The 12,260-nt window shown below is 69.4% G+C and carries 12 protein-coding genes and 1 pseudogene; 7 read left to right on the top strand and 6 right to left on the bottom strand.

Translation table 11 applies throughout. From position 1 onward, the window contains the following. Positions 1-396: 396 nt before the first annotated feature. Positions 397-972 carry a transcriptional regulator gene (locus ACGH2B_RS00005; protein ID WP_399081948.1) on the bottom strand — a complete coding sequence of 192 codons (576 nt, stop codon included), beginning with the start codon at positions 970-972 and terminating at the stop codon, positions 397-399. A gap of 507 nt (positions 973-1,479) precedes the next feature. Between ACGH2B_RS00005 and ACGH2B_RS00010 the strand changes: the two genes are divergently transcribed. Then, positions 1,480-1,833 carry a hypothetical protein gene (locus ACGH2B_RS00010; RefSeq protein WP_399081951.1) on the top strand — a complete coding sequence of 118 codons (354 nt, stop codon included), beginning with the start codon at positions 1,480-1,482 and terminating at the stop codon, positions 1,831-1,833. 362 nt (positions 1,834-2,195) lie between these two features. Next, entirely contained in the window at positions 2,196-3,029 is an 834-nt protein-coding gene (locus ACGH2B_RS00015) for a PIG-L family deacetylase (protein WP_399081954.1), read from the top strand. Between the two features lie 102 nt (positions 3,030-3,131). Here ACGH2B_RS00015 and ACGH2B_RS00020 read toward each other — a convergent pair whose 3' ends face one another. The 3 genes and pseudogenes from ACGH2B_RS00020 to ACGH2B_RS00030 all read right to left on the bottom strand — a co-directional run. After that, the gene (locus tag ACGH2B_RS00020) at positions 3,132-3,905 is read right to left on the bottom strand and encodes a maleylpyruvate isomerase family mycothiol-dependent enzyme (protein ID WP_399081957.1); all 774 of its coding nucleotides are present in this window, start codon (positions 3,903-3,905) and stop codon (positions 3,132-3,134) included. Positions 3,906-4,088: 183 nt separating this feature from the next. Further along, positions 4,089-5,408 carry an aldehyde dehydrogenase family protein gene (locus ACGH2B_RS00025; RefSeq protein ID WP_399096585.1) on the bottom strand — a complete coding sequence of 440 codons (1,320 nt, stop codon included), beginning with the start codon at positions 5,406-5,408 and terminating at the stop codon, positions 4,089-4,091. Next, positions 5,394-6,086, bottom strand: a pseudogene (locus tag ACGH2B_RS00030) (type 1 glutamine amidotransferase domain-containing protein); the annotation flags it as partial. The gene ACGH2B_RS00025 and the pseudogene ACGH2B_RS00030, both read right to left, overlap by 15 nt. Positions 6,087-6,238: 152 nt before the next feature. Between ACGH2B_RS00030 and ACGH2B_RS00035 the strand changes: the two are divergent. After that, complete coding sequence (locus ACGH2B_RS00035) at positions 6,239-6,712, top strand: MarR family winged helix-turn-helix transcriptional regulator (protein ID WP_399081960.1); 474 nt, start codon at positions 6,239-6,241, stop codon at positions 6,710-6,712. A gap of 366 nt (positions 6,713-7,078) precedes the next feature. Here the strand turns inward: ACGH2B_RS00035 and ACGH2B_RS00040 are convergent, their stop codons facing one another. Together ACGH2B_RS00040 and ACGH2B_RS00045 are read right to left on the bottom strand one after the other, a co-directional pair. Next, positions 7,079-8,206, bottom strand: coding sequence for an NADH:flavin oxidoreductase (locus tag ACGH2B_RS00040; protein WP_399081963.1), 1,128 nt, complete (start codon positions 8,204-8,206; stop codon positions 7,079-7,081). 74 nt (positions 8,207-8,280) lie between these two features. After that, the gene (locus tag ACGH2B_RS00045; protein WP_399081966.1) at positions 8,281-9,249 is read right to left on the bottom strand and encodes an alpha/beta fold hydrolase; all 969 of its coding nucleotides are present in this window, start codon (positions 9,247-9,249) and stop codon (positions 8,281-8,283) included. Positions 9,250-9,683: 434 nt separating this feature from the next. Between ACGH2B_RS00045 and ACGH2B_RS00050 the strand changes: the two genes are divergently transcribed. The 4 genes from ACGH2B_RS00050 (at position 9,684) to ACGH2B_RS00065 (ending at position 12,159) form a co-directional block, all read left to right on the top strand. Beyond that, the gene (locus ACGH2B_RS00050) at positions 9,684-10,223 is read left to right on the top strand and encodes a SigE family RNA polymerase sigma factor (RefSeq protein ID WP_399081969.1); all 540 of its coding nucleotides are present in this window, start codon (positions 9,684-9,686) and stop codon (positions 10,221-10,223) included. Next, on the top strand, positions 10,223-10,918 hold the full coding sequence (locus tag ACGH2B_RS00055) for a hypothetical protein (protein WP_399081972.1): 696 nt from the start codon (positions 10,223-10,225) through the stop codon (positions 10,916-10,918). Before ACGH2B_RS00050 ends, ACGH2B_RS00055 begins: the two co-directional genes overlap by 1 nt. Before the next feature lie 83 nt (positions 10,919-11,001). Next, positions 11,002-11,826: a pectate lyase gene (locus tag ACGH2B_RS00060; protein ID WP_399096588.1), complete on the top strand. Its 825-nt coding sequence runs from the start codon at positions 11,002-11,004 to the stop codon at positions 11,824-11,826. A 114-nt stretch (positions 11,827-11,940) separates the two neighbouring features. Further along, positions 11,941-12,159 (top strand): hypothetical protein, encoded by a 219-nt coding sequence (locus ACGH2B_RS00065; RefSeq protein WP_399081975.1) that lies wholly within the window; start codon positions 11,941-11,943, stop codon positions 12,157-12,159. The last annotated feature ends 101 nt before the right edge of the window (positions 12,160-12,260 follow it).

Here is a 12,260-nt window from a genome sequence, read left to right on the forward strand (position 1 = left end):
GTCTGCTCCGCAGACACGACGCGCCGCCGCTACGCGGCGGAAAGGAAATGCTCCGCATTTCCAAATTCCGGCTCCGCCGGAATTCCCAGCCAACTCCGTTGGCTGGGGCCTGAATTCGCTCCGCGATTCAGGCAGGAAAGGAATTCGCTCCGCGAATTCCTCGGCTGGCAACAGGGTGGGGCAGATCCGCGAGGAGCTCTCGGAAGGTTTGACCTGCCGTCAAAACCCGAATAAATTTCTGGTTTGTTTGTCTGTCATTCTTCGCCGGGTTAGTATCATGAGTGGGCTTCAGTTCTCCGCGCAAATCCTCATGCATTTTCCGGGTATTGAATCTCAGGGTCATTTTTCCGGCTCTAGAAAATTTTCGGATGAGCCGTCAAAGGCCCCTCCGGGGCCTCAAGCGGCGAACCCGATGTTGGTCACGTACTCGTACGCGCCGTAGTCGCTGCCCAGCTCGATGGTGATGTCGTCGAACCAGGCACGGTCGAGCGCGCCATCATCGTGGTCCGCCCATGCCCGGACCACGGCGTCCCAGTGACGTACATTCAGTGTCCGGTATCCGACTACTCGTTGTTGAGGCCGACTGACCTGCGACTGGTCGAGCGGGTGGAACTCCACCCGCGTCCCGCGTCCCGCGCGGTTGAGCCGACCGAGCAGATACCGCGCGACATTCTTCCGGCGCACGGTCCGGTAGGCGTCTTCGATCCGGGCGAGGTTGCACCGACTGGGAGCACGCTTGCCGCCCAGCCACGCCTTCAACGTACGGTCCGTCACCGTCAACCCCGCTTCCCGCGCAGCAGCACGAGCATGATCAGAGCGAGTCAGGTAATGCAGGCGGGCCAACAAACCACGACGTGCGGTAATTGGCGTGGCAATGAATCCGGCCAGCGTATCCAGTTGCCGCGCGACTGCCTCATGTCCCTTGATTCCTTGGGCGCCGAACTTACCGAACTCAATACTCCTATCCGGCACCAGATACCCCTTCCAGGACTCGCTATCGCTACCTCATACTACGTCAACAAGCAGGGAAAAGAGGGAAATCCAATGAGTTGAGAGTCAGGCCGGAGAGAAGCGGGAGCGGAGGGCCGAAGCAAAGTGACGCGTTTGTCTTGCGGGTTGCTGCTTGTGCGTCCCGAGCCGGCTGTTACCCGCGGTCTGTTGCGATGCCGCCTTCCTGTGTCCGGGGAGAAAGAGCCCGCTTTCACTCGTTCGTCCCCTGCCTGTCCTGGCGTAGAGCTACGCGAGGACAGGCAGCCGTTTGCGTCCGGGCATCGGTGAGGTGAGCGGCCCGGCGTCCACCAGGTCTCCGGGAGTTCGGACGCCGTCGGCGCCGATCAGGTCGGCGAGGAGCTAGGAGGGCGCTGCCGGTTCAGCGGTCACGGGCAGTCCAGCCGGGGTGGCCTCCTGCTGCGTGTTTGTTCTGCGGGGTGTCATGGGTGGTGGGGAACTCGTGTGGTCAGGGGGTGCGTCTGTAGGGGCATGCGCAAACGTGTTGAGTCGACCGGCGCCGTCGGTTTTGGGGTGGCGGTCGCCGCCGTGGTGGTTGGGTTGGTTTTGTGGCGGTACGGGGCTCAGCCTGGTTTGCGTGGTGGCTTTGAGGGCGAGCGGGACTGGAGTCTGCTTTATGTGGAGTTGCCGGTCATGCTGTTCGGTTTCCCTGCGGTCACGCTGGTGACCTGGCGGTTGTCCAGGTCTCTTCTGAGCTGCCGGGCTGGGTGGGTCACGCGGGCCGTGGTGCCGGTGGTGGCGGTTTGCGTCGCTGTGGTGGTGCTGGCTTGGGTGAGTTTGATGTGGTTGCACATCCGTGTCGCGCCTTTCGTGCACCCCGGGTGAAGTTCTCGCCGTCGGCCGTCCGCCCCGAGCCGGCCCAGCGCTAGCGCTGCGGCATCAACGTGTGACTCGTACGCCCTCAGCGATTCGTGGCCGATGGCGTCCGACAGGTCGGTGCCGGCGGCCAGAGGAATGCGGCGTTCTCGGACGGCGGGGTGTCCTCGTTCACGTCGAAATTCCGACGCCCAAAGGCCGGTCGGCCGTGCCGGGAACAGTCGGCCCGGCCGGCACTGTTGCAGCCAACGACGCGCCGGCGGGGAACACGGACACCACAAGGTCGTCCGCCTGCCGGAATCCGGGCCCAGGATCGTGGTAGGTCCACCGCGCACTCGGGCCAATTCGTATTACTACGGGAGGACTTACTCATGGCTGATCGGCCCTTGACGCTCATGGCAGTGCACGCCCACCCCGATGACGAGGCGACCAGTACCGGAGGGGTTCTCGCGCGGTATGCGGCGGAGGGTATTCGCACGGTTCTCGTGACGTGTACCGACGGCGGTTGCGGTGATGGGCCGGGGGGTGTCAAGCCGGGTGACCCCGGGCACGATCCGGCGGCCGTCGCGTTGATGCGTCGTCACGAGCTGGAGGCGAGCTGTGAAGCCTTGAAGATCAGTGATCTGGAAATGCTGGACTATGGCGACTCCGGGATGGTGGGCTGGCCGAGCAACGACGCCCCTGGATCCTTCTGGCAGACCCCTGTGGAGGAAGGCGCCGCCCGGCTGGCGAAACTCCTGCGGCACTACCGACCCGATGTGGTCGTCACCTATGACGAGAACGGCTTCTACGGCCACCCCGACCACATTCAGGCCCACCGCATCACGATGGCGGCGTTGGAGAGTACGGGGCTGACATCGAAGGTGTATTGGACGACGATGCCCCGCTCAGTGATGCAGCGGTTCGGGGAGGCCATGCGCGAGTTCGGTGAGGACGTCCCGGAGCCGGATCCTGCCGAGGCCGCCGCGATGGCCGAGATCGGCCTCCCCGACGATGAGATCACCACATGGGTGGACACCACCGCATTCAGCGGTCAGAAGTTCGACGCGCTGGCCGCGCATGCCAGTCAGGGCGAGAACATATTCTTTCTCAAGATGGGCAAGGCGAGGTTCGGCGAGTTGATGGGCGTGGAGACGTTCGTACGTGTCCAGGACGCCACCGGTGCGGCCGTACCCGAGAACGATCTCTTCGCCGGACTGCGCTGATCCGCCGGTCCGATCAGGGCCCGGGAAAGCTCCTCGCCCGCACAGCACAGGGCCGAAGAGCGCATTCGCCGGCTCGTTCCAGCAACTGCCGATGCTCTCTCGTCAGAATGCGGAGTTGGTGAACCAGTGGGCCAGCAGGTCTTGGTTTCCCTCGTATGCGACGGCTTCGGCGGTGTGCCGGCGGCGGCCGTAGAGCGCCAGTAGGAGGTCGGGCGCGGTGGCGTGGACGGTCGCGTCCGCGGTGGTGTGGGCCGAGGCGTCGGCCGGGAGGGTGCCGAAGCCGTCGGGGCGCAGGCGGATGGACCAGGTGGCGTTGGTGTCGGTGGTGCGGAAGCGGATGGTCTCTCCGGTGCCGCGCAGGTTGGCCACCTTGGGGGCGAAGGGGGTGGCGAAGGGGAGGTTGACGAGGAATTCGTCGATCCCGTCGGTTGCGAGCGCGGGGTCGATCGTGGGTCGGGTGCCGAGGGCCAGTTCGGCGTCGGTCCGGTGTACCACCGTCTCGAAGAGCATCCGGCGTGTCCAGAAGCGGGCGTGTTGGTCGGCGCCCCATGCCCACATCGGCAGGTCCGGGTCGGTGGCCGCGAACGCGGTGGCGGCCACCGTCGCGCTCTGGGCCAGCCAGTCGGGGTAGCCGTCCGGCCTGGTCGGCAGTCGCAGGTCCACGTCGCGGCTGCGTGGGGGTTCTTGGACGCGTGCGTGCAGGAGGGTCGCGAACCAGCGCTGCACGCCGCCGGTGTGCCTGGTCAGGTCGGCCAGGGTCCAGCCGGGGCAGGTGGGTACCGGGGTGGTCAGGTCGGCGCCGGTGAGCACGGTGGTGAACGCGGTGGTCTCGGTTGCCACGGCCGCGCGGTGGTCGATGGGGTGGTGGAGGGGCATGGTGTGGTTCCTGTGGGCGGGGTGGGTGGTGGGCGGTTCGGATCTGTCTGCTGGGTGGGGTCCGGGTGGTGGGCGGTGGGTGGTCAGGCCTGCTTGGCGGGGCAGGGCCACGACCGGCCCTTGTGCCCCGGCCCGGCGGACAGGTCGCTGGGCCGGGGGGGCGGAAGGGTCGGTCGGGAGGGCCTAGACCAGTGGTTTGTCGAAGATCGCCTTCGTGTGGCTGAACGTTTCGATGGAGTACTCGCCGTGGTAGCGGCCCATGCCGCTCTCTCCGACGCCTCCGAACGGTAGCTCGGGTACGCCGAGGTGGGAGACGGGCAGGCCGAAGGCGAGGCCGCCGGAGGAGGTTTCCTGGGTGAGCCGTTGCTTGGTGTGTTCCGAGGTGGTGAAGGCGTACAGGGCGAGCGGTTTGTCGCGTTGGTTGATGAAGGTGATCGCGGCGTCGAGGTCGGGCACGGTGATGATCGGCAGGATCGGGCCGAAGATTTCTTCCCGCATCACGGGGGCGTCGGGGGTGACGTCCGCGAGCACGGTGGGTGCGAGGTAGCGGTGTGCGCGGTCGTGGTCGCCGCCTGTGACGAGGCGTCCGGAGTCGAGCAGGGTGATGAGCCGGTCGAAGTGGCGTTCGTTGACGATGCGTCCGTATTCGGGTTCGGTCGTCGGGTCGTCGCCGTACGTTGTGCGGATCGCGCGGGTCAGTTCCGTTTCGAGTTCCGTCGTGGTGTCGCCGATGGCGAGGATGTAGTCGGGGGCGACGCAGGTCTGGCCGGCGTTTTGGAACTTGCCGCGGACGATCCGCTGTGCGGTGGTTGTCAGGTCGGCGCCCGGCTCGATCACGACCGGGCTTTTGCCGCCGAGTTCGAGTGTGACGGGTGTGAGGTGCTTGGCCGCGGCTGTCATGACGATTCGTCCGACCGTGCCGTTGCCTGTGTAGAAGATGTGGTCGAAGCGCTGTTGCAGCAGTGCGGTGGTTTCGGGGATGGCGCCTTCGACGACGGCCACGGTGTCCCGGCCGAGGTAGTGGGGCAGCAGGCGGGCGAGTGCGGCCGAGGTGGCGGGGGCCAGTTCGCTGGGTTTGACGACGGCGGTGTTGCCGGCCGCGAGGGCTCCCACCAGCGGGGCGAGGGCCAGTTGGAGCGGGTAGTTCCACGGGGCGATGATCAGCGTGACGCCGAGCGGTTCGCGGACCACGCGGGCTTCGGCGGGGCGTAGGGCTTCGGGAACCGCGGCCGGCCTTGGCCGCAGCCACTCCTCCAGGTGTTCCACGGTGTGGTCGATTTCGTGGAGGGTGAAGCCGATTTCGGTGCGGTAGGCCTCGGTGCGGCCTTTGCCGAGGTCGGTGTGGAGTGCGTCGAGGAAGACGTCGGTGTGCTCGGTGAGGAGTGTGCGGAGGGTGGTGAGCCGGTCGAGGCGCCAGGCGAGCGGCTTGGTGCGGCCGGTGTCGAAGGTGGTGCGCAGCCGGGCTGTGAGTGTTGCGGGGTCGGTGGAGAGTGCGTCGACGATCGCCTGGGCGAGGGGTGCGGAGGAGGCCGGGTTCTGGCCGGTGAACAGGTTGCGGTCGGTCACGGTGTGCGGGGTGAAGGGGGTGGCTTCGGTGAAGTCGGCGCCGAGTGCGGTCAGGCGGTCCTGGACCAGCCACGGGGCTTTGGTGGCGAGTCCGGCGGCGGCTTCTTCCGCGTTGGTGAAGGAGGTCATCCGGTAGCCGGCGAAGGGGCGGCTGCCGTCCTCGCGGTGGGCGGCGAGGAGTGCGGCGGGGGCGTGGCAGAGCATGCCCAGGGGCTTGCCCGAGTCGAGTGTGCGGGTCAGGATCCGGCCGGATGCCTCGTTGAGTGCGAGGTCTTCCATCGGGCCGTGGCCGCCGGGGTAGAAGACCAGGTCGTAGGCGTCGGGGTCGATGTTCTCGAGCGTGGCGGGAGCGTTGAGTGTGTCGTGGATCGTGTCGAGGTAGGTGCCGATGGCGGCGGCTCGCTCCGCGCCGCCGTTGGCTGCCGCGCTCAGGCTTCCTTGGTCGACGGGTGCGGGGGCGCCGCCGGGGGTGGCGAGGGTGATGTCGTAGCCGGCTTCGCGGAATATCCGGTGGGGTTCGGCCAGCTCTTCGGCCCAGTAGCCGGTCGGGTGTGGGGTGCCGTCGGTGAGCGTCCAGTGGGTGGCGGCGGTGACGACGAAGAGGGCGGAGGGCATGTGGCGCTGCTCCTGAGTGATGTGTGGCGGGTGTGGCCGGGAGACTCACAGCGGGGAGGTTGAAGCCGTGCATGGTTGAGGTCTTCAAGCAATAGCATGAAGGTAGACCTCAATGGTTGAGGAGGTCAAGTAACCTCGCCTAGAATGCGGCCATGACCCGCAGGAAGCCGTCCACGTCGCCCTCGGCCCCACCGTCGGCATCCCCCGCGTCCGCGCCCACGCCCGTGGAGCTGATGGACCAGCTCGCGCAGGCCGCGGCCCTCTACTACCGGAACTTCGCCGCCGTCGCGGCGGAGCGTGACCTCACCCTGATGCAGGGCAAGGTGCTCGGCCTGCTGCGGCGGCCGATGCCGATGCGGACCCTCGCCGACCTCCTGGCCTGCGACGCCTCGAACGTCACCGGCATCGTCGACCGCCTGGAGGCGCGGGGCCTGGTGCGTCGCGAGGCCAACCCCGCCGACCGGCGGATCAAGAGGGTGGCCCTGACCGAGGAGGGCGAGGAGACGGTGCGGCGGATCCGCGCCGACCTGATGCTCGGCCTCACCGGGCTGGAGAGCCTCGGCGAGGAGGACCGGCGCTCCTTCCAGCGCCTGCTCGGGCAGGTCTTCCCTGCCGTTGCCGCCTGACGGCCGGGCCCGGGCGCAGAGCGCGGGGCGGCTCGCCGGACGGAGTGTCCTGACCGCCGGGTCGGTCGGTACTCATCCCTGTCACCACTGCGGTGTCGGCGCCTTCCGCGCCTCCCCCGCCGCTGCCGGCTCCCGGAGTTCGACGGCTCGGCTTCCTCCGCGCCTTCGGCGGCGAGGGCGCTGCCGTCGGCAGCATCGGCGCGGGGTGACTTCCCGCGTTCCCTCGCCCGTCCCGTGCTGGACGCACACGGCAGGAGGGGACCGGTGGGAAGGCCGGTGCCCTTCGTCATGCGGGACCGCTGCGCTGCCGCCGCGGCTTCGCCGGGGGACGGAAGCCGTGCGGCTCCGGTCCCCCGGCCGGGCCGCTCAGCTCAGCGTCTTCAGTGCCGCCGCGTCGTACGGCTTCAGCTCATCGAAGCGGTTGCCCAGGACCTTCGCGGCCCACTGCGGGTCCTGGAGCAGGGCGCGGCCGACGGCGACGAGGTCGAACTCGTCGCGCTCCATGCGGTCGAGGAGGTTGTCGATGCTGCCGACCTCGGCGCCTTCGCCGGCGAACGCGCGGATGAAGTCGCCGTTGAGGCCGACCGAGCCGACGGTGATGGCGGGCCGGCCGGTGAGCTTCTTGGTCCAGCCGGCCAGGTTCAGGTCCGCGCCCTCGAACTCCGGGAGCCAGTAGCGGCGGGTGGAGGCGTGGAAGGCGTCGACGCCGGCCGTGGCGAGCGGGGCCAGGATCGCCTCGAGCTCCTCCGGTGTTTCGGCGAGCCGCGCCTCGTACGCCTCCTGCTTCCACTGCGAGTAGCGGAAGATCACCGGGAATGCGGGCGAGACCACCTCGCGCACGGCGGCCACGATCTCGGCCGCGAACTTCGTACGGGCCACGAGGTCGCCGCCGTAGGCGTCGGTACGGCGGTTCGTCCCCGCCCACAGGAACTGGTCGAGGAGGTAGCCGTGGGCGCCGTGCAGTTCGACGCCGTCGAAGCCGATGCGTTCGGCCGCCGCGGCTGCCTCGGCGAAGGCGCCGATGACGTCGTCCAGATCGCGCTGGGTCATCGCCTTGCCGGCGTTCTCGGTCCCGTCGACGCGGATTCCGGAGGGGCCGACGACGGGGGCGTCGGCGTAGGGCGCGTCGCCCGGCTTGCGCACCATGCCTATGTGCCACAACTGCGGCATGATCGTGCCGCCCGCCGCGTGTACGTCCTCGACGACCTTCGCCCATCCCGCCAGTTGCTCCGCGCCGTGGAAGCGGGGCACGCGGTCGCTCTGCCCGGCGGACTCGTGGCCGACGTAGGTGCCCTCGGTGATGATCAGGCCGACGCCTGCGGCGGCGCGCCGGGCGTAGTACGACCGGACGTCCTCGCCGGGGATGCCGCCCGGGGAGAACATGCGCGTCATCGGTGCCATCGCGATGCGGTTCGCAACGGTCAGGCCGTTCAGCGCGAGGGGCCGGGAGAGGATTTCGGCCGCGCGGGAGGCGGCGGAGGGGGAGATGGTCATGGGAGTGTGCCCTGCCTGTCCGATGTGGTCTGAACTGGTTGTTCGTAAGGATCGTCTGTCCCCGGGGGGTGGGGTCAGCCCCGCAGTTCCGTCAGGAACTCGATCAGTGCGGTGTTCACTTCGTCGGGCCGCTCCTGCTGGGTCCAGTGGCCGCAGCCCGGAAGCACGATCGGCTCCCGGCGCAGGTTGGGCATGAGTTCCGGGAGCTTGGCGATGAGTTCGGGCGTGCCGGGGAAGGCCGGGACGAGGTCGCGGTCGCCGTAGAGGTACAGCGCGGGCGGGCTGACGACCGCACCGTGCCAGGCGGCGGTCAGCTCCCAGTTGCGGTCCAGGTTGCGGTACCAGTTCAGGGCGCCGGTGAAACCCTGGGCGTAGCTCGCGGTGAGTTCGTCCAGATCCTGTTCGGTGAGCCAGTCCGGGAGCGCTTCGGGGTCGGTCATGTCGGCGAGCCAGCCCCGCGACGGGTCGGTCACCAGTGCCTGGTCGGGGCGGCCGGCGTCAGGGGCGTCGCCGGAGGCGGAGTAGAGCAGCTTGCGCAGGGTGGTGCGGGTGTCCTCGGCGAACTCGGCGTCGGCGATGCCGGGCCGGTTGAAGTAGTTCCAGTAGAACCGCCCCGCGAATCGCTCCCGCATGGCTTCGAGCGGGGGGCGTTCCCCGCGGAACGGCGGCGGGACGCTCAGCCCCGCCACCCCGCGTACGACGTCGGGCCGCAGCAGCGCGGTGTGCCAGGCGACGGGCGCGCCCCAGTCGTGCCCGACGACGAACGCCTCCTTCTCCCCCAGGGCGTGGATCAGTGCGATCACGTCCCCGGCCAGGTGCAGGATGCTGTACGCCTCCACGGCTTCCGGGTGCTCGCTGCGGCCGTATCCGCGCTGGTCAGGGGCGACGACCCGGAATCCGGCGGCGGCCAGCGGGCCGAACTGGTGGCGCCAGGAGTGCCAGGACTCGGGAAAGCCGTGCAGCAGCACGACGAGCGGTCCCTCGCCCTCCTCCGCGAGGTGCAGCCGGATGCCGTTCACGTCGACCATGCGATGTTCAACCATGGAGCGAAACATACTCCTGCGCGATACATCCACTGGTACAGACGCCCCGTGCGGAGGGTGGTCCCTGGTCGGTGCGGAACAGCCACCAGGCGGCGGCGGTTCGGTGTCCGCCGGTGTGCCGTGGGGCGAGCGGGATGCCGCCCGCGGAGCCTGCGGCCGGGCGGCGGGCCGAGGGCGCCGGGTGCGGGGTGCGGGGAGGGTCGGTGGCGAAGCCCGCGCGCGGCGGCCGGGCGGCGGCCGGGTGGCGGCACCGACGGGCGCGGGCGCGGTGCCGGCCCTGCGCGGTGCCACGGGTGGCGCGGCCCGCGCGCGGGTGGAACGCGGGTGGAGCAGGGCCTGTCCGGGCGGCTGTTCGTTCGGGTCGTACGGGCGTTGCCCCTGTGATAGTTACTGTCAGGTACGGCGTGTGCGGGGCTCGGGGAGGGAGCGTTCTCGTGGACGAAGATGCGGCCGGGTGCGCCGATGCGGCCGCCGGGTTCCGGGTGTTTTTCGAGCGTCATTACGAGGAGCTGTCCCGGCTGGCGTGGCTGCTGACAGGTGATCGGGAAGGCGCGGATGATCTGGCGGCGGATGCGCTCGTCGCGCTCTGGGAGCGCTGGGAGCGGGTGTGTGCGGCCGACCATCCGGCGGCTTACGCGCGCGGCGTCGTGGCGAATCTGGCCCGCAGCCGCATCCGCAGCGCGGTCCGTGAGCGGCGCCGTGTCGCTTTGTTCTGGTCCCGGGGTCCGGAGCAGGTGGAGGGTCCCGATGTGCCGGCGGTTGTCGATGTGCAGCAGGCGTTGCGGTGCCTGCCGTTCCGTAAGCGGGCGTGTGTCGTGCTGCGGCACGCTGTCGGTCTCTCGGAGCGGGAGACGGCGCAAGCTCTGGATATATCGGTCGGTACGGTCAAGAGCCAGACGTCGAAAGGGATGGCGGAGCTGGCACGGTTGCTGGGGGCCCGTGCCGCCTCGGATCTGATGGGCGGGAGGGCCTGATGGAGGAGTTGCGGCGACGGCTGGAGGAGACCGCGGCGGCGCACCGGCCCGACCGGGAGCGTATGTGGGCGCGGGTGGAGCGTGGTGGGGCGGTGGCTGCGGCCGGGCCGGCGGCTGTCCGGGGCCGCAGGGCGGCGCCGTGGCTGCGGATAGCGGGTGCGACGGCCGCGGTGGCGGGTGTGCTGGCGGCCGGTTGCCTGGCGGTCAACGCTGCCCTTCCCGGTCATGATCCCGGCGTCCGGCCGGCCCGGGTGCTCCCGCCGGCCGGCAGCGGCGTCCCGTCGCCGCTCCCCCGGACCGAGGACGGGCCGCTGTGGAGCGATGGTTCGGTCGATCCGCACGGCAACCCGTTCTGGGCGCAGAGCGATGTGACCCTCAAGACGGCGCGGGCGCTGACCGCGCTCACCGTGGAGCTGCGTATCGCGCGGACCGCCGAGGTGAGACCGACCGGTTCCTGGCGCACCCTGCCCGCGGGGGACTTCCGTGTCACCACGGAGGCCGAGGGGGGTTTCCTCGTCTTCCGCTGGGATCTGAAGCCGGGCCGCACCGTTCCTGCGGGCAGGCATGTCTTCGCAGGCCAGTACGGTCACGCGCGGGGTGGCCGGGACGCCGGGGCGGACGGCTACACGGTGCGTGCCCGGTCCGGTGGTGAACGGTTCGCGGTGCGCGGTGACTTCGCCGTGCGTCCGGGCTGACGGAAATCGTCTCCGGGCGGCAACCTTTCCCGGCTCCGCGGCGACCAGTGGGCGCAAGGGTTCCCCACAGGAAACGGACCATGATGTCGACTTCTCAGCGGCCCGACGGCCGCCATCGCAGATCGTTCCTCCGCCGCCGTGCCGTTCTCGGCGGTCTCGCGGGTCTGGCCGGACTCACGCTCGCCGGGGGCGCGCTGATGTCCACCGCCGGTGCCTCTTCCGCGTGGCCCACGCCCGCCGGCAGCCGTCCGGTCGACCGGACGATCGAGGTCTCCGGTACGTACGACGGCGGGCTTCAGCGCTTCTACGGCAGTGGTGATCTCGGGGGCGGTGGGCAGGGCGAGGGGCAGGACGCGCTGTTCGAGTTGAAGGACGGTGCGGTGCTGAAGAATGTCGTCCTGGGCGCGCCGGCCGCTGACGGCGTCCACTGCCAGGGAAGCTGCACGTTGGAGAATGTGTGGTGGGAGGATGTCGGTGAGGACGCCGCCACCTTCAAGGGCACGTCGCCGCAGGCGACTTACACGGTGTCCGGCGGGGGTGCGCGGAAGGCTTCCGACAAGGTCTTCCAGTTCAACGGCGCCGGCCGGCTGGCCGTCAGCGGCTTCCAGGTCTCCGACTTCGGCAAACTGGTGCGTAGTTGCGGCAACTGCTCGAAGCAGTACCGGCGTACCGTCAGCGTCAGTGACGTGGACGTGACCGGCCCCGGTAAATCGCTGATCGGTATCAACACCAACTACGGCGACACCGCGACGCTTCGCGGCATCCGTGTGCACGGCGAGGGCGGCAGGAAGATCAAGCCCTGTGTGCGTTACACGGGTAACGACTCCGGCGACGAGCCGGTCGAGACGGGCAGTGGCCCGGACAGCACCCACTGCCGGTACGCGCCCGCTGATATCTCGTACGACTGAGGTCCGCGAAGGCGCGGGGGCCTGCCGTCGGCGCGGGGCCCGGGGCGTCCGGGTGCGCATGAGCCGGGAGGGGGTGATGGTGGCAGGGTCCGCAGTCTTCGTGGAGGAGTCTCGATGATCATCAAAAAGCTGCACGAATCGGGATTGCGCAGTGACCACGCGTACACGGCTGCCGTTGCCTCGATCGGCCTGTCGTTCCTGTCATGGGCGGCGTCGGTCAAGGGGGAGCCGGCCGGTACGGACCGTGCCGACAGGTGGGGGATCTTCGTCGGTGAGTGGGCCCCCACCTTCTTCGGTCTGGGGCTCGCGCTGGCTCAGTACGAGAAGGGCTGACCGGGCACGCGGCCGGCTCCACCGGCCGTCGGGCACCACATCGTGTGGTGCCCGACGGTTGGGCGACGGAGCCGCACGCGGCCGGGACGCGCGCGGTCCGG

The organism is Streptomyces sp. BBFR2, from assembly GCF_044497305.1.
Lineage (GTDB): Bacteria > Actinomycetota > Actinomycetes > Streptomycetales > Streptomycetaceae > Streptomyces.